Origin of the sequence: Mesorhizobium sp. M1E.F.Ca.ET.063.01.1.1, from assembly GCF_003998155.1 — a bacterium.
In the GTDB taxonomy this organism is placed as follows: domain Bacteria; phylum Pseudomonadota; class Alphaproteobacteria; order Rhizobiales; family Rhizobiaceae; genus Mesorhizobium.
In genome coordinates this window covers 1-17,082 of the sequence record NZ_RZSC01000062.1, presented here as the reverse complement: position 1 = coordinate 17,082, position 17,082 = coordinate 1, and the positions used below count along the sequence as shown (strand labels likewise).

General features: G+C 63.4%; 19 protein-coding genes. 1 reads left to right on the top strand and 18 read right to left on the bottom strand.

What is annotated here, in order from left to right; genetic code table 11:
• Positions 1-740 (top strand): formate--tetrahydrofolate ligase (locus tag EOA29_RS07900; RefSeq protein ID WP_127220705.1); only part of this gene is annotated, 740 nt, incomplete at its 5' end.
• A 398-nt stretch (positions 741-1,138) separates the two neighbouring features.
• Here EOA29_RS07900 and EOA29_RS07895 read toward each other — a convergent pair.
• From EOA29_RS07895 to EOA29_RS07810, 18 genes are all read right to left on the bottom strand, one after another.
• Positions 1,139-1,768, bottom strand: a complete 630-nt coding sequence (locus tag EOA29_RS07895) for a sarcosine oxidase subunit gamma family protein (protein WP_127220704.1) — start codon at positions 1,766-1,768, stop codon at positions 1,139-1,141.
• Entirely contained in the window at positions 1,761-4,772 is a 3,012-nt protein-coding gene (locus EOA29_RS07890) for a sarcosine oxidase subunit alpha family protein (protein ID WP_127220707.1), read from the bottom strand. The genes EOA29_RS07895 and EOA29_RS07890 overlap by 8 nt, the downstream gene beginning before the upstream one ends.
• 47 nt (positions 4,773-4,819) lie before the next feature.
• Entirely contained in the window at positions 4,820-5,128 is a 309-nt protein-coding gene (locus tag EOA29_RS07885) for a sarcosine oxidase subunit delta (protein WP_127220703.1), read from the bottom strand.
• Positions 5,129-5,146: 18 nt separating this feature from the next.
• Positions 5,147-6,400, bottom strand: coding sequence for a sarcosine oxidase subunit beta family protein (locus EOA29_RS07880; protein WP_127220702.1), 1,254 nt, complete (start codon positions 6,398-6,400; stop codon positions 5,147-5,149).
• Between the two features lie 104 nt (positions 6,401-6,504).
• Positions 6,505-7,848: a type III glutamate--ammonia ligase gene (gene glnT, locus EOA29_RS07875; protein WP_126089980.1), complete on the bottom strand. Its 1,344-nt coding sequence runs from the start codon at positions 7,846-7,848 to the stop codon at positions 6,505-6,507.
• Between the two features lie 26 nt (positions 7,849-7,874).
• Entirely contained in the window at positions 7,875-9,203 is a 1,329-nt protein-coding gene (locus EOA29_RS07870; RefSeq protein WP_127220701.1) for an FMN-binding glutamate synthase family protein, read from the bottom strand.
• Between the two features lie 8 nt (positions 9,204-9,211).
• Positions 9,212-9,928: a GXGXG domain-containing protein gene (locus EOA29_RS07865; protein ID WP_127220706.1), complete on the bottom strand. Its 717-nt coding sequence runs from the start codon at positions 9,926-9,928 to the stop codon at positions 9,212-9,214.
• Positions 9,929-9,947: 19 nt separating this feature from the next.
• Positions 9,948-10,844 (bottom strand): glutamine amidotransferase family protein, encoded by an 897-nt coding sequence (locus EOA29_RS07860; RefSeq protein WP_127220700.1) that lies wholly within the window; start codon positions 10,842-10,844, stop codon positions 9,948-9,950.
• An 84-nt stretch (positions 10,845-10,928) separates the two neighbouring features.
• Positions 10,929-11,261 (bottom strand): hypothetical protein, encoded by a 333-nt coding sequence (locus EOA29_RS07855; protein ID WP_126095372.1) that lies wholly within the window; start codon positions 11,259-11,261, stop codon positions 10,929-10,931.
• A complete protein-coding gene (locus tag EOA29_RS07850) occupies positions 11,258-11,947 on the bottom strand; it encodes a hypothetical protein (RefSeq protein ID WP_127220699.1) in 690 nt (229 codons plus the stop codon). The genes EOA29_RS07855 and EOA29_RS07850 overlap by 4 nt, the downstream gene beginning before the upstream one ends.
• 45 nt (positions 11,948-11,992) lie before the next feature.
• Positions 11,993-13,399 (bottom strand): amino acid permease, encoded by a 1,407-nt coding sequence (locus tag EOA29_RS07845; RefSeq protein ID WP_126095370.1) that lies wholly within the window; start codon positions 13,397-13,399, stop codon positions 11,993-11,995.
• Between the two features lie 13 nt (positions 13,400-13,412).
• Positions 13,413-13,574, bottom strand: a complete 162-nt coding sequence (locus EOA29_RS07840) for a hypothetical protein (protein WP_126095369.1) — start codon at positions 13,572-13,574, stop codon at positions 13,413-13,415.
• Between the two features lie 33 nt (positions 13,575-13,607).
• Positions 13,608-13,985, bottom strand: a complete 378-nt coding sequence (locus tag EOA29_RS07835) for a hypothetical protein (RefSeq protein WP_126095368.1) — start codon at positions 13,983-13,985, stop codon at positions 13,608-13,610.
• Between the two features lie 11 nt (positions 13,986-13,996).
• Positions 13,997-14,284 (bottom strand): hypothetical protein, encoded by a 288-nt coding sequence (locus EOA29_RS07830; protein WP_126095367.1) that lies wholly within the window; start codon positions 14,282-14,284, stop codon positions 13,997-13,999.
• Between the two features lie 246 nt (positions 14,285-14,530).
• Positions 14,531-15,253 (bottom strand): XRE family transcriptional regulator, encoded by a 723-nt coding sequence (locus EOA29_RS07825; RefSeq protein WP_126095366.1) that lies wholly within the window; start codon positions 15,251-15,253, stop codon positions 14,531-14,533.
• A 138-nt stretch (positions 15,254-15,391) separates the two neighbouring features.
• Complete coding sequence (locus tag EOA29_RS07820) at positions 15,392-15,616, bottom strand: hypothetical protein (RefSeq protein WP_189350258.1); 225 nt, start codon at positions 15,614-15,616, stop codon at positions 15,392-15,394.
• A gap of 147 nt (positions 15,617-15,763) precedes the next feature.
• Positions 15,764-16,549, bottom strand: coding sequence for a glucose 1-dehydrogenase (locus EOA29_RS07815; RefSeq protein WP_126095365.1), 786 nt, complete (start codon positions 16,547-16,549; stop codon positions 15,764-15,766).
• 12 nt (positions 16,550-16,561) lie between these two features.
• Positions 16,562-17,082, bottom strand: a 521-nt coding sequence (locus EOA29_RS07810) for an SDR family oxidoreductase (protein ID WP_127220698.1), incomplete at its 5' end; no start/stop codon positions are given.

Genomic DNA, 17,082 nt, shown 5'->3' with positions numbered 1-17,082 from the left:
TCGACATCAAGTGCCGCAAGGCCGGGCTCCACCCGGCGGCGGCCGTCATCGTCGCCACCGTGCGCGCCATGAAGATGAATGGCGGCGTCAAGAAGGAAGACCTCGGCAAGGAGAACATCGAGGCGGTGAGGAAGGGCTGCCTGAACCTCGGCCGCCACATCGAGAACGTGCACCAGTTCGGCGTGCCGGTGGTGGTGGCGATCAACCACTTCACCACCGACACCGACGCCGAGATCAGGGCGCTGAAGGATTTCGTCGCCTCGATGGGTGCGGATGCGATCCTGTGCAAGCACTGGGCGCAAGGCTCCGCCGGCATCGAGGACCTGGCCCACAGAGTGGTCAAGCTTGCCGAATCCGGTGCCTCGCAATTCTCGCCGCTCTACCCGGACGAGATGCCGCTGTTCGAGAAGGTCAACACCATCGTCAAGCGCATCTACCGCGGCGACGAGGCGATCGCCGACAAGTCGATCCGCGACCAGCTACATGCCTGGGAGCACGCCGGCTACGGCCACCTACCGGTCTGCATGGCCAAGACCCAGTATTCCTTCTCGACCGACCCGAACCTGCGCGGCGCGCCGACCGGCCACACCGTGCCGGTGCGCGAGGTCAGGCTTTCGGCCGGCGCCGGCTTCGTCGTCATCATCTGCGGCGAGATCATGACCATGCCCGGCCTGCCCAAGGCACCGTCCTCGGAAAAGATCTTCCTCAACGAGCAGGGTCAGATCGAAGGCCTGTTCTGAAATCCGTACTCCCCAAGACGCTAGACCACGGAGCGCCCTTCAAGTCTTGGCACATCGTGCCAAGACTTTCTTTTTTGCCAGGATGTCCGCTAGTCTAGATCAGTTCATCGTTTCACGGAAACGCTGAACTGCTCTAACTATTTGTTTTCACGCAATTCCGGACGGAAAACCGTTACACACTTTTCCTGGAATTGCTCCAAAGCGCGTCACGCTGAAACGGGTTCAGGCGACGCGCCTTAAGCTTGTTTTTATGCTGTCGTTTTCGCAAAACCGCTGCGCAGTTTTGCGCGATATGCATTGAGGCAAGCAGTGACAGCGCCGCTGCGCGGTCAATGCGCAACGGCGAACGCCACGCCGAAACGGTTTTTCTCGGTAAAGGTTCGATCGGCTCGGCAGGATTATGCGGCGTGAGCCAACGACGCCTGAACCCCGTATTCAAGGGCGGAGTCCAGAATCGTATGCCAAAGGCTGTCGGCGAAGCTGGTGAAGACAAGCATGTTGAAGATAGCGTGCCCGTCCGTGCTATCCGCCCCGCGCCATATATTCATCGCCGTGTGGTCGATCGAGGTTGTCGCCGCGGCGCCCGGAGGGAACGCCCTGTCATCCAGATCCAACGAGCAAAACTTCGCCAGCGCCTGACGGACGCGGGGCCCGCCAATCCGGATCAGGCAGCGCCCATCTGACTGGTCGGAGAGAGACGCGGCGCCGGCGAAGGCCTCTGACAGTTTGGCAAATTGATCCTCTGCCGATTGCGCAGAAACGGCGATGAACTGGTCCGGGCCTGACCAGATCAGCGTAGCGTGCCGACCCATTGCGGCACTGGGAGAGGTCGGAGGCTCAATGCCGAACACCTTCTTGGCTGCCTTCGCGGTCCCGGCCGCTCTGCCACGCCGCGTCATGACCTGAACCAGGCTGATGTCGCGCACCTCCTCCAGCGTAACGCCCACTTGCGTACCGGTCACGCCGTGGTGACCAGGGACGAGCGCGCTCTCCAGCGGCGATTGGGTGTTCCAGGAAAATTCAGCCACGCTGACGTACTCCTTCTGGATCGTAGAAGACGGGGCTGCAGATCTCGGCTTCGTAATCCTCGCTCCGCATGGGATCATGGATGCGGACGATCTCACCAATTCGCTCGCGCCCGCGTTCGACCAGACCAAGGCCGATCCATTGGTCAAGCATCGGCGAGAAGCAGACCGATGTGACGTAGCCCTGGTCCGTTTGCGGACCTGGGCTCGCCCCTTTGGGTATGACGTGTGCGCCAGAACGCAGGCGGCGTGCCCGGTCGAGCGGCTTTATGCCGACGACAACCTGGCGGTTCGGAGCCGTCAACGCCTCGCGGCCAGCCATGACGCGCCCGATAAAGTCCTTCTTCTTGGACATCATCTTGCCAAGGCCGAGATCATCGGCCGTGGTTGTGCCGTTGAGCTCGGGCCCGGCGACATGCCCCTTCTCGATGCGCATGACGCCGAGCGCTTCGGTTCCGTAGGGCGTCACGCCGTAGGGTCTGCCGGCGATCATCAGGTTCTCGGCCATCGCCGCGCCGTAGCGCGCCGGCACCGAGATCTCGAAGGCCATTTCGCCTGAGAACGAGATGCGGAACAGGCGAGCGGTCACACCTCCGCGCAGCTTGACCTCCCGGGCGCCCATGAACGGGAAGCCCTCGTTGGTGAGATCCTCCGACGGATCGGCCAGAGCCTGCAGCAGTTTGCGGGTGTTCGGACCGGCGATAGAGAACTGCGCCCACTGGTCGGTGGCGCTGGTCAGCTGCACATCGAGCTCCGGGAACAGCACCTGGCGGCAGAATTCGAGATGCTGCATCACCGGCCCGGCCTTGGCCGTGGTCGTGGTCAGAAAGTAATGGTCTTCGGCCAGACGCGACGTCGTCCCATCGTCCATGACGATGCCGTCTTCGCGCAGCATCAGACCATAGCGCGCCTTGCCCACCGCGAGCGAGGAAAAGGCATTGATATAGACGCGATCGAGGAACACGCCTGCGTCGGCGCCGCGGACGTCAACCTTACCGAGCGTGGAGACGTCGCAGAAGCCAACACCGTTGCGCACGGCCAGCACTTCACGGGTGACCGATTCCAACCAGTCTTTCTCGCCGGCGCGCGGATACCATTGCGCGCGCTTCCAGAGGCCCGTGTCGACAAACACTGCACCCTGTTTAGCGGCCCAACGATGCGATGGCGTGAGCCGGGTGGCATGGAAATTCTCGCCGCGGTGGTGACCGGCGAAGGCACCAATAGCGACGGGCGCGTATGGCGGACGGTAGATCGTCGTGCCGGTCTCGGGAATGGTGCGACCGCTTGCTTCCGCCATGATGGCGAGGCCGTTGATATTGGACGTCTTGCCCTGGTCGGTAGCCATGCCGAGTGTCGTGTAGCGCTTCAGATGCTCGACGCTCTCGAAGCCTTCCCGCTGCGCCAGCGTCACGTCCGATGCGGTAACGTCGTGCTGGAAGTCGACGAAGGCCTTGCCCTTGCCTTTAACATGCCAGAGCGGCGCGATCGCATAGACCTCATCGTCCGCCTTAGATGCCTCTCCCGGCTTGCCGGCAGCACCGCATTCGGCGGCCGCCTCGGCTCCCGCGCGATGGCCTTCGCGAAGGCAGGCGCCGAGCGAGAGCTCGCCATTGGCGGCACCGGCCGTGGCCATCCCCTTCGGCGCGTTGCCCGGCACGAATGCCGCGATATCCTCGCGCCAGGTCGGCTTGCCACGATGGAAGCAAGACAGACCGACATTTGGGTTCCATCCCCCCGAAACAGCGAGGCAGTCCGTATCGATACGCTGCGTTAGGCCATTCTTGTCGTTGGTCACGACGATGCTGCGCACACCGTCAACGCCGCCCTTGACGTCGGATACGACCCCGGCGAGCACGCGCAGATCGTAAGTATCGACAAGTCTCTGGTATTGCGCCGGCACCTCATTGCGGGGGTCGATTACCGCCACGACGTGGGCACCGGCCCGCTCGATGGTCTCGACCGTGCGCCAGCCATCATCATTGTTGGTAAACAACGCCACACGCTTACCTGGCAGAGCCGCAAAACGATTGACATAGGTCCGGACGGCGGATGCCATCATCACGCCTGGCCGATCATTGCCAGAAAAAACGATCGGCCGCTCAATCGCGCCGGCGGTCACCACCGACCGCTTGGCAACGATGCGCCAAATCCGCTGCCGCACCTGATGACGATCCGGCATAGCGACGTTGTCGCTGACGCGCTCGAGCGCGGCGTAGGTGCCACCATCATAGACGCCGAACAGGGCCGTCCTGGTCATGACACGGACATTGGGCAAAGAAACGAGTTCGCGAGTCGCGCCGCGCAGCCATTCCCTGGCATCCAGGCCATCGATCTCGCCGCCGTCACTAAGCAGACGGCCGCCAATCAGGGTATCTTCTTCAACGAGAATGACGCGCGACCCGGCGCGGCCGGCGGCGAGCGCCGCCGACAGGCCGGCGGGACCGCCCCCGACAACCAGCACGTCGCAATGAGCCCAGGCCTTGTCGTAGTGGTCTGGGTCAGGCAATTCGGCACTCTTGCCGAGGCCGGCGGCGCGGCGGATCATCGGCTCGTAGATCGATTCCCAGAACTTCGCCGGCCACATGAAGGTCTTGTAGTAGAAGCCGGCAACGAAGATCGGGGCGAACAACTGGTTGACCGACAGGAAGTCGCGACGCAGCGACGGCCAGCGGTTCTGGCTGTTCGCGATCAATCCGTCGTAGAGTTCCTGCGTGGTCGCCCGCGTGTTGGGCTCGCGCCTGGCGCCGGTGCGCATCTCGACGAGCGCGCTCGGCTCCTCCGAGCCGGCGGTGACGATGCCGCGCGGGCGGTGATACTTGAACGACCGCCCCACGAGCTTGACGCCGTTGGCGACGAGCGCGGAAGCCAGCGTGTCCCCGGCAAACCCGGTCATGGTCTTGCCGTCGAATGAAAACTGGAGCGGCGACCGGCGGTCGATGATGCCGTCGCTAGGCAGCCGGTGCGACTGGCTGGCGGGCGTGACGCCTGCGCGGGCATTGGCTTCCATCGGCGCTGTCCTGGCGAGCGGTTCGGATTGCGAATAGCCCGACATCGTCATTCTCCTGCCCGCACCGCCGAGGCAGCGCCCGCACCCGGAGCCGCCGTCACGGAAATAAACTCATGAGTGACGGTGTTGCGCTCGGCCACCAGCCAGGAACGGCAGCCGCCGCCGTGGTACCAATATTCGCGCATCACACCCGCTACGTTGTCGCGCAAGTAGACGTAGCCGTAGAACGCATCCTCGACACGGTCGGGGCTTTCACGGCCATCGACGGCGAAGTTGGGCCGCTCGGGCGAAGCATCGCCAAGATAGGTGAACTCGCCGTTTTCGCGTTCGCCGCAGAAGGGACATGCAATTCGCATTCCGCCAGTCTCGCTTTTTCAGTGCAGGTTCGGCTGGGCACCTTGGCCCTTTTCATCGATCATCGCGCCGCGGCGAAACCGGTCAAGCCGGAACAGCGCGGCCTCGGGATGCGCCTCGTCGCGCGCCAAAAGATGGGCGAAGACGAGACCCGATGCCGGCGTCGCCTTGAAGCCGCCATAGCACCAGCCGGCGTTGAGGTAGAGGCCGTCGATCGGACTCTTGTCGATGATCGGCGAGCCGTCCATCGACATGTCCATGATACCGCCCCATTGCCGCAGCATGCGCACGCGGCCGATCATCGGCATGATGGCCATGCCGCCCTCGCAGACATCCTCCATGACCGGCATGTTGCCGCGCTGGGCGTAGGAGTTGTAGCCGTCGAGATCGCCGCCAAAGACCAGCCCGCCCTTGTCGGACTGGCTGACGTAGAAGTGGCCGGCGCCGAAAGTGATGACGCCCGGGATCAGGGGCTTGATCGCTTCGGACACGAACGCCTGCAGCACATGGCTTTCGATCGGCAGCCTCAGTCCCGCCATCGCCGCGACGCGCGACGAAGAGCCGGCGACTGCCATGCCGACCTTGCCGGCGCCGATACGGCCGCGGGTAGTCTCGACACCGGTCACCTTGCCGTTGGCGTCGCGCACAAAGCCGGTGACCTCGCAGTTCTGGATGATGTCGACGCCGCCTTCACTGGCAGCGCGCGCATAGCCCCAGACGACCGCATCGTGGCGGGCGGTGCCTGCGCGGCGCTGCAAGAGGCCACCCATGATTGGGAAGCGGGCGTTGTCGTAGTTCAGGAACGGCAGTTCCTTGCGGATCTGCACTGCGTTGAGGAGTTCGGCGTCGATGCCGTTGATGCGCATGGTGTTGCCGCGCCGGGCGAAGGCATCGCGCTGGGCGTCGGAGTGATAAAGGTTGATGATGCCGCGCTGGCTGACCATCGTATTGTAGTTGAGGTCCTGCTCCATGCGCTCCCACAGCTTCATCGACAATTCGTAGAAGCCGGTGTTGCCGGGCAGGCCGTAATTGGAGCGGATGATAGTGGTGTTGCGGCCGGCATTGCCGGAGCCGATCCAGCCCTTCTCCAGCACCGCGACATTGCGGATGCCGTATTCGTGGGCGAGGAAATAGGCCGTCGCCAGTCCGTGGCCGCCGCCGCCGATGATGACGACATCATAGCGGCTCTTGGGTGCCGGATCGCGCCATGCCCGCGTCCAGCCCTTGTGGCCGGACAGTGCGGCACGCGCCAGGGAGAAGATCGAGTATTTCATCGCGTCAAATTCCGCCGTTTAGTCTTGGAGCGACCTCGCTGGTCGTTCGAAAATCGCTCCGCCGGGAGTAAGGGGCGAGCGGCGGAGCGATTTTCTACGCGGACTCAGACGTCCAGCGTGTGGTCGCGCTCCCACTGCGTGAAGTGCGAAGCGTAGGAGTTCCACTCCTGGGTCTTGAGCTTGATGTAGGCGGCGGAAAATTCCTCACCCATCGCTGCTTTCAACTCGGCGTCATCGTCATAGGCGCGAAGCGCGTCGAGCAGATTGAGCGGCAGCTTGGCGCCATGCGTGACGGTGTGCCCGTCCTTGTACATGTCGATGTCGCTGCGTTGGCCTGGATCAGCCTTGGTGCGGATGCCGCTGAGGCCGGCGGCGATGATGGCTGCCTGCATCAGGTAGGGGTTGGCGGCGCCATCTGGCAGACGCAGCTCGAAGCGGCCGGGGCCAGGCACGCGCACCATGTGGGTGCGGTTGTTGCCGGTCCAGGTCACCGTGTTCGGCGCCCAGGTCGCGCCCGAGATGGTGCGCGGCGCATTGATGCGCTTGTAGGAATTGACCGTCGGGTTGGTGATCGCCGCCAGTGCCGAGGCATGCTTCATGATGCCGCCCAGGAAGTGCCTGCCCTTTTCCGACAGACCCAACTCCATTTCCTTGTCGGCGAAAGCATTGGTCTTGCCGGTGAGATCCCATACCGAGATATGGGCATGGCAACCACTGCCCGTGAGGCCCTGGAAGGGTTTCGGCATGAAAGTCGCGCGGAGACCATGTTTCTCCGCAATGGACTTGACCATGAACTTGAAGAAGGAATGCTTGTCGGCTGTGGCCAGGACATCGTCGAATTGCCAGTTCATCTCGAACTGGCCATTCGCATCCTCATGGTCATTCTGATAGGGCTGCCAGCCAAGGTCGAGCATGGCATCGCAGATTTCGGCGATCACATCGTAGCGGCGCATCACCGCCTGCTGGTCGTAGCAGGATTTCGACGCCGTATCGTACTCGTCGCTGATCTGCTTGCCGTCGGGCGTGACAAGGAAGAATTCCGGCTCGACGCCGGTCTTCACGCGCATGCCTTCCTTGGCGGCTTCGGCAACGAGCCGCTTCAGGGTGTTGCGCGGCGCCTGGCCGACACCCTTGCCCTCCATCAGGCAGTCGGAAGCTAGCCAGGCGACTTCCGGCTTCCACGGCAGTTGGATCACCGAAGAAGCATCCGGCACCGCCAGCATGTCGGGGTGCGCCGGCGTCAGGTCAAGCCAGGTGGCGAAGCCGGCGAAGCCTGCGCCCTCCTTCTGCATGTCCCCGATGGCCTGCGCCGGCACCAGCTTTGCGCGCTGGCCGCCGAACAGATCCGTATACGAGACCATGAAATACTTGACGTTGCGAACCCTTGCGAACTCTTGGAGATCAGCCCCCTCAGACTGATCGATTTTGGCTTCAAAGGCCTTATTCATTGTCTACTGCTCCCATTCTTCTGGTTTTAGAAGCCACCCTGCCCTGGTACCCAATTCGTCCCAGCGAGCGGCACGCCGGCCATGGCTGCCGCCTCGATCGAAAGCGAACAGAGATCTTCCGGCTCGAGATTGTGCAGGTGATTTTTGCCGCAGGCGCGGGCGATGGTCTGCGCCTCCAGCGTCATCACCTTCAAGTAGTTTGCGAGCCGCCGTCCGGCCACGATCGGGTCGACCCGCTTCATCAGCTCGGGGTCCTGCGTGGTGATGCCCGCCGGGTCCTTGCCTTCATGCCAGTCGTCATAGGCGCCGGCGGTGGTGCCGAGCGCGTTGTAATCCGCCTCCCAGCGCGGATCGTTGTCGCCGAGCGCGACCAGCGCCGCCGTGCCGATCGAGACCGCGTCGACACCGAGCGCCAGCGCCTTGGCGACATCGGCGCCGTTGCGGATGCCGCCCGAGACGATCAGCTGCACCTTGCGGTGCATGCCGAGATCCTGCAGCGCCTGCACCGCCGGCCTGATGCAGGCAAGCGTCGGCTGGCCGACATGCTCGATGAACACTTCCTGCGTGGCGGCGGTGCCGCCCTGCATGCCGTCAAGCACCACGACGTCGGCGCCGGCCTTCACCGCAAGGGCGGTATCGTAATAGGGGCGGGCGCCACCGACCTTGACATAGATCGGCTTTTCCCAGTCGGTGATCTCGCGCAGCTCCAGGATCTTGATCTCGAGATCGTCCGGCCCGGTCCAGTCGGGATGACGGCAAGCCGAGCGCTGGTCGATGCCCTTGGGCAGGGTGCGCATTTCGGCGACGCGGTCGGAAATCTTCTGGCCGAGCAGCATGCCGCCGCCGCCTGGCTTGGCGCCCTGGCCGACGACGACTTCGATCGCGTCGGCGCGGCGCAGGTCGCGCGGGTTCATGCCGTAGCGCGAGGGCAGATACTGATAGACCAGCGTCTTCGAATGGCCGCGCTCTTCCTCGGTCATGCCGCCGTCACCGGTGGTGGTCGAGGTGCCGGCGAGCGTGGCGCCGCGGCCGAGCGCTTCCTTGGCCGGGCCGGAGAGCGAGCCGAAGCTCATGCCGGCAATGGTGATCGGGATCTTCAGTTCGATCGGCTTCTTGGCGTGACGCGAGCCCAGCACGACGCTGGTGTCGCAGCGCTCGCGATAGCCTTCGAGCGGATAGCGCGAGATCGAGGCGCCGAGGAACAGAAGGTCGTCGAAATGCGGCAGCTTGCGCTTGGCGCCGCCGCCGCGGATATCGTAGATGCCGGTGGCGGCCGCGCGGCGGATTTCAGAGAGCGTGTAGTCGTCGAAGGTCGCGGATCTGCGCGGCGTCGTGGGAGGATTGTGATAGGCCATTTCTGTCCTCAATACGCGTCGGCGTTGTCGATGTTGAAATTGTAAAGCTTGCGCGCCGAGCCGTAGCGCTTGAATTCCGAAGGCTTGACGTCGGTGATGCCGGCGCGGTCGAGCAGGCCCTGCAAGAGTTCGATATGCTCGGGCCGCATCTCCTTGGCGATGCAGTCGGCGCCAAGGCTCTCGACCTTGCCGCGCACGAAGAGCCGCGCCTCGTAGATGGAATCGCCCAGCGCATCGCCGGCATCGCCCAGCACCACCAGATTGCCGGACTGCGCCATGAAGGCCGACATGTGGCCGATATTGCCGCGCACGACGATGTCGATGCCTTTCATCGAGATGCCGCAGCGCGAGGAAGCGTTGCCTTCGATGACCAGCAGGCCGCCGCGGCCGGTGGCGCCGGCATACTGGCTGGCGTCGCCTTTGACCACGATCTGGCCCGACATCATGTTCTCGCCGACGCCGGGGCCGGCCGAACCATGCACGGTGATCTCGCCGCCGTCATTCATGCCGGCGCAGTAATAGCCGACGCTGCCGCGCACATCGATGCTGATCGGCTGGTCGACGCCGACGGCTACCGAGTGGCTGCCTTTCGGATTGAGCACTTCCCAGGCGGTTTCGTTCGAGCCGGGGCCGAGATCGTGCAGCGCCTGGTTCAGCTCGCGCAGGGACTGCTGGCCGAGGTCGAATACCCTCGCATGGCCTTGCTCGCGCTGCGCCTTCGGCATGGGTGTTGCAGGCATGAACTCAATGCTCCCAGAAATAGACGGTTGCGGGCTCCGGTTCCCAAACCCTCGCATTGTCTATGCCGGGCAATTTGGTGAGCGCGCGATATTCCGAGCCGAAGGCGACGTACTGGTCGGTCTCGGCCATCACGGCGGGCTTGCAGGCGATCGGATCGCGCACCACGCCGAAGCCGTTCTTGGTGCCGACGACGAAGGTGAAGAAGCCGTCGAGATCGGAAAGCGTGCCCTCCAGCGCCTCGCCGAGATTCTTGCCATGCGCCATCCTATTGGAGAGATAGGCGGCTGCCACCTCGGTGTCGTTCTCGGTCTCGAAGGTCATGCCTTCGCGCCGTAGCTCGCGGCGGACATTGTTGTGGTTGGACAGCGACCCGTTATGTACAAGGCACTGGTCGGCGCCAGTGGAAAACGGATGCGCGCCCATCGTCGTCACCGCCGATTCCGTCGCCATGCGGGTGTGGCCGATGCCGTGCGTGCCGGTCATCGAGCGCACGTCGAAGCGATCGACGACGGCTTCCGGCAGGCCGACTTCCTTGTAGATTTCGACCGCTTCGCCGGCGCCCATGATGCGGATGTCGGGGCGCAGCGACTGCAGCGCCTCACGTGCGGCGTCGACCTTGTCGGGCGTGGTTCTGACGACCGCGTGCGTGGACTTGACCGCGACGCTCACCGGCGCGCCGATCGCCTTGGCGACCTCGGCATCCAGGCCGCGAAAATCGCGATCGGGCTTCGGCGACTGTACTGTGATCTTGGCCTCATTGCCGGTCGCGGCGCCGTAGATGGCGATGCCGGCGCTGTCCGGACCGCGGTCGCTGAGCGAGATCAGCATCTCCGACAGCATCGCGCCGAGTTTCGGCTCCAGCGCCTTGTCCTTCAGGAAAAGTCCGACGATTCCGCACATGTCAGCCTCCGACGTTTATGGCTCCCTGATGATGTACCGAATGAAGTCAGGTAACTCAATGGTATGAAAGAAATTTTCCTCTGATTATATATCAGCCTTCATGCCGCTTGTGGCGCTATCGCCATCGGGGTGGGGCTTGTGGGCCCATATTGCATGGCGGACGCGCGCTATCCTATAGGCGTCGAGGATCGACAGCGCATAGATGAGAAAGCCGCCGGCGTGACGGCCGATGAAGCTGGCGTCCGGCGGCGCCACCTTGGTCGTCACCCAGCCGAGGATCACCATGAAGAACAGGAACTGCAGGCCGCGCGCGGGCAAGCCCAGCATGACATGCCCGCTGCCTGGCAGGACGATTGCGGAGGCCAGCACAAGATAGGGGTTCGAAGGCCTGGCAGTGTGGTCGGTGGCGTCGCTCATGCGGCCTGCCTTTCGCGCCGGTTGATCGCGTGACGAAGCGAGGATGCGGCTTCGACCAGTTCTTCGAGCAATGCCGGATCGAGCCTCGCGTCGACGAAAGCGGCTTGCCGGAAGACGCCGTAGCGCACCCGGTCGGCCTGGGCCAGCAGCCAGATGATGCGCACGCCCTTGGGCGTGATCAGCAGTTCCTTGGCGCGGCCTTCGGCAAAGACCCCGGCATACGCTGCGATCAAGTCTTGCGGGAAAGCAACACCGCGGCGGTCGGTCCTGAGCACCGCTTCGGCGGGCAGGGCGGTTGTTTTGGGCAGCGTGTGCTCGAGATGGTCGAAATTGGAGAAGGTCGTCGGCGATCCCGGCCGCATCATCATGTCGAAAATGCCCGGCACCGCGACCGGCTCAGTGATCGACACACTCAGCCAGCGTGTTGGAAGCTTCCGGGTCGCAAGCGTATCGACGATGGTGCGCACCTGCGCGCGTTCGCCGTTCCACGAACCGGCCCAGGTGGCGACGCCAGCCGCACCATCGGAGACATCGACGGCGTCCGGGATAACCGCGCGGATGCTTGCCTCGTCGGCGGCGCGCGCCGCACTGGCCCTGTTGCGGCTGGCGCGCGCGAGCCAGGCAAGGTGGAGGACGACCGCAAGCGCGATCGCTCCGGTAAGCAAAGCTGACGTCAACTCAGACATCTCGACACGCCAAAACCCGCCGCCCCGGCGGCGGGTTTTTTCCGTTCAATAGCCCTGTGGTTTCGGCCACGGCATGGTGAACTGGTCGCCGCGGCGCACGAACTTGTAGCGGTAGAAGTGGAACCACAGCGAGATCAGGAAATAGAAGATGGTCATCGCGATCAACTGCGAGCCGAAGCCGAGGAAGATGGCGAAGAAGGTCACCACGCACAGGCAGAACAGAACGATCGCCGGCAGCGGATGGAAGGGATGCGTGTAGCCGCGGCGGATCGAGCCCAGCGGCCACTTCTTGCGGAACATCAGGATGTTGATGCTCATGAAGGTATATTGCAGCACGCCCGACAGGATCGAGAAGGTGATCGCCTGGTTGAGGTCGGCGATGAAGGCGAAGGCCAGCGCGATCGGCAGCAGGAACAGGATCGACCGATAGGGCGTGCGGTATTTCGGATGCACCGCCGAGAACCAGCTCGGCAGGTAGCGGTCGCGGCCGAGCGAGAACCAGGCGCGTGCCGCGTCGTTGATGCAGCCATTGGCCGAGGCGAGCGCGGCGAGCAATGTCGCGATGAAGAGCAGGTTCTCGAGCAGCGGGCTGCCGGTCAGCTTGCCGGCGTCCCAGAGCGGATAATAGGTGATGCCAAGATATTCCCAAGGCATCAGCGAGGCGCAGACATACCAGGTCATGGCGGCGGCGATCAAAAGCGTGATCATGCCGGCCATCGTGCCATAGGGCAGGGAGCGCGCCGGCGAGCGCACTTCCTCGGCGGCCTGCGTGGTGCCTTCGATGCCGAGATAATACCAGATGCCGAACTGGAAGGCGGCGATAACGCCGATCCAGCCATAGGGCAGCGCGTTGCCGGGCGTGACCAGCTCATTGAGTTTCAGCACCGCCCCTTGCGTCCAGGGGCTCACCGAGAAGAACAGGATGACGATCGAGATATAGGCGACCGCGGTGATGATGAAGTTGACGTTGAGCGTCATCAGCACGCCGCGATAGTTGAGCCAGGCGAGCACCACGATGGTGGCGGCGATGAAGGAATTGTGCGTCAATCCTTCGACGCCGGCCTTGGCGACGATCGTGTCGCCGAGCAGGATCGCGTCCGACACTTCGAGCATGGTGTAGGCGAAGACCAAGAACAGCGCGACGTTGAAGGCCATCAGCGGCCCGACGATGTGCTTGGCCTGCGCGTATTGCCCGCCGGCCGCGGCGACGGTCGAGGTCACTTCGGAATCGATCATGGCGACCGATGTGTAGAGCAGCCCGACGATCCAGCAGACGATCAGAGCGGCAAGCGCCCCGCCCTTGTCTGCCGCAAAGTTCCAGCCGGTGAACTCGCCGACCAGCACGATGCCGACGCCGAGCGCCCAGACATGGGCGGGGCCGAGCACCCTGAGCAGCGAAACCCTGTCGCCGTGGATAGTCGTCGTTAGTCCCGTTTCAACCGCAGCGGTCATCGTCAGTCCCCACTCAGATACGGTGTTTTTCGGAAACGGCTTCAAGCTCGCCCTCGCGCGAGGAGGTCAGAACGCCCTCGGAATAGGTCGTATCGACCTTGAACCAGTCGTAGAGCATCCAGAGCGCCAGCAGGATCGAGATGCCCCAGCATGCGTAAGAGACTGTCATCCACATGATCGTGTCCCTGAATTACGTGTCGTCGAAGGATTACTTGTCGTCGAATTTTTCGTTGATCACCTCGCGATACTCGCGATCGGAGGCGCGGAACAGGAAGACGAAATAGGCGATCAGCACGACCGCCATGATGATCAGCGTCGGCCAGTCGATGATGTAGTGGAAGCGGTTCTGGATGATGTCGTGCGCGGTCTCTGGCGTATAGCCGAGCTTTTCCCAGACCGAGGCCATGGTCGCGTTCTGGCCGAGCGCGTCCCAGGTCTTGGCGTCCAGGGGATCGATGGATTTCGCCGCGCCGGCGAGGCCGAGTTTCAGCGGCAGCCACAGCGCCACGAAGATGGCGACCACGACGACGGCGATGTCGAAGATCTGGCCGGCCTTGCTCTGTTCCGGCGGGATGTAGCGAGACATGGTCTTTCCCCTCAGGACTTACGGTTGCGGAACGCGTCGGCGTTCTTGATGTCGAGGCCGTAGATGAAGTCCTTGTCTTCCTTGTAGTGATTGAGCATCGCCAGGATGGCGGCGGTGTTGAAGATCAGCACCGCGGCGGCCGCGACCACCACCACGAGCTTGATCCCGCTGTCGGGGATATAAGCCCAGGTCATCAGGAGGACGAAGAGGATCGTTGCCCACAGGCAGACGATCAGGAGCACGGATCCGCGCACGTCGGAACGGTACAGCGCTTCGACGCGCTGCTTAAGGTCGGACATCGGTTTTTCCCCTTTTCTCGACGTCCGGTCCCGAAACGACCGGGCGTCCACTCTTTCAACAGAGTGAAATTTTTTTCATAAGTTCTGCTCGAACCGCGAGATTGTCAAGCCGGTTTTACGCAGCGTAAACGACTTGGCTTCATGGCCCGCCGCTTGCCTGTGGATAAAACCATTTGCCCGCAGGAACTGCATGACGCTGGGCACGAGCCAGCTGAAATGCCTCGCGAGGTAGGGCTTACGCGCTGATCAGCTCGTGCTGTTCTGCGGGTAGCAGATTATGGAAAGATAGCGCATCGGCAGCCGCGTCAGCTCTTCCGGTCCGTGCGGCGCGTCGGCATCGAAGAACAGACTGTCGCCCGGCTTCATCGGGTAGAGGTTGCTGCCATGCCGGTACAGAACCTCGCCCTCGAGCATGTAGAGGAACTCCATGCCTTCATGCTGGAAGGTCGGGAACACATCCGACTCCTCGGTCAGCGTGATCATGTAGGGCTCGACGACGACGCCGCTGGTGTTTGCGCCGATATGGCCGAGCAGATTGTACTGGTGGCCAGCGCGCGTGCCGCGCCGCTCGACATCGACGCCTTCGCCGGCCTTGACGAAGACTGCGCTGTGTTCCTCCTCGAAGCGGCGAAAGAAGGCGGTGAGAGGAACGCCGAGCGCCCGCGACAGCGCCTGCAGCGTGGTCAGCGAAGGCGAGGTGATGCCGTTCTCGATCTTCGACAGCATGCCGAGCGAAATGTCGGTGGCCGCCGCGAGATCGGCGACCGTGATGCCGAGCTTCTTGCGGAAGGCGCGCACCTCATGGCCAATGGCGACCTCCAGCACTTTTTCGCGGGTGTCGCGGATCGCGTGCGGGTCTTGCGTCAGCGGCGTTCGGATCGTGGGCCCATGGGCCGGGATGTTTTTTGGCAGCGTCTTGCCCTTGGCGGCCACGCCGGCAGGCTTGGTATTGGAATTCTTCTTCGCCATGTCGCCCCAAGCCAATGCGGAGTTATTTCACTCCAAGTGAACATATTCGGTGCGACACAGGAGCGCAATCGTGGCGGCAAGCCTTCTTATGTCGCGGGTCCGGCAACGAAATCTTCCGACACGGTCCCGGCGCGGGCGTCAAGCCGCATCCATGATTGATACGACAGCTTGCTTGCCGAGCACGGCAAGCGCCGCTTTCATCAGCGGCAAGCCCGTCGGGTGGTCCGGGTCGAGGATACGACCCGCCTCCGTCTCGCCCCGCCCGAGGCGCCGAGCGAGTTCCGACTTGGAAATGCCGGCAGTGGCGAAGGCCTCTATTACCGCCAGCTTGAAGGCCGTCTCGGGATCGATGGCGACAGGCACCAGACCGCGGCCTTTCACAGTTGGTTGAGGAAGCTTCCGTATGTGCGAAGAACAAAGGTGCGCGCACTATACGTCGGGCAAGGTATTGGCGCCGTCGGCGGGTCGCCCATAAGAGTTTGCCGCCAGCCGAGATACGGTCGTGGCCCCTCACGACATGATCAGGCCGCCGTCGACATTGATGGTCTGTCCGGTGATGTAGGCCGCGTCGTCGCTGGCGAGGAAGCTGACCAGGCCGGACACATCCTCGCCGCTGCCGGCGCGGCCCATCGGGATGTTCTTCACCCATTCCGCCATCAGCTCGCCCGGCTTGTAGTCGCCTAGCAGCTTGCCCCAGGCGGTGTCGTTATAGGCCCACATGTCGGTGTCGATGATGCCGGGGCAGATGGCGTTGACGGTGATCTTCTCCTTGGCGACTTCCTTGGCGAGGCTCTGGGTGATGCCGACGACGCCGAATTTCGAGGCCGCGTAGTGCGGAGTGTAGATGAAGCCCTGCCGCGCCTGGCCGGACGCCGTGTTGATCAGCCGGCCGCCTTGGCCATGCTTGCGCATGCGGGCAATCGCCTCCTGGCAGCACAGGAACACGCCCTTGGTGTTCACCGCCATCACCTTGTCCCACTCGGCTTCCGTCATCGCCTCGATCCTGGCGATGGTGATGACGCCGGCGTTCTGCACGGAGATGTCGACGCGGCCGAATTCCTTCTCGGCAAGATCGTAGAGTGCCTCGACCTCGTCCTTCTTCGTTACGTCCATGCGCATCGAGGCGACCTTCGCACCCGATGCCTTGAGGCTTGCTGCAACTTCGTCGACGCGGGGATCGATGGCGCTGACCACGACCGCCGAGCCTTCCGCCGCGAAGCGCTTGGCCATGGCGGCGCCGATGCCGCCGCTGGCGCCCGTGACGACCGCTGTCTTTCCTTCGAAACGCTTCTGCACTTCAACTTTCCCCTACCAGCAGACGAAGCCGCCATCGACGATGAGGTCGATGCCGGTGACGAAACTCGCGGCCCGGCTTGCCAGGAACACAGTCGGGCCGACCATCTCCTCCGGCGTCGCCATGCGGCCCATCGGCGTGTCGCGCTCGAAGATTTTTATCTGCTCGGCGACCTCTGGGCGTTTGTTCATTGGCGTCAGTGTGTAGCCGGGGCTCACCACATTGACGCGCAGGCCGCGGTCGGCCCACTCCATGGCGAGGCTCTTCGACATGTGGATCACCGCCGCCTTGGAGGAATTGTAGTGCGCCTGCGTCAGGCCGCGATTGACGATCGAGCCCGACATCGAGGCGATGTTGATGATCGAGCCCCGGCGGCGGGGCAGCATGACGCGCGCCTCGGCCTGGCAGGACAGGAAGACGCCGCTGACATTGACGTCGTAGATCTTCTGCCACTTTTCCATCGGCAGCGTCTCGGCCGGCTCGGCTCCGGCAACACCGGCATTGTTGACGGCGACGGTCAGCGGGCCGAGTTCGG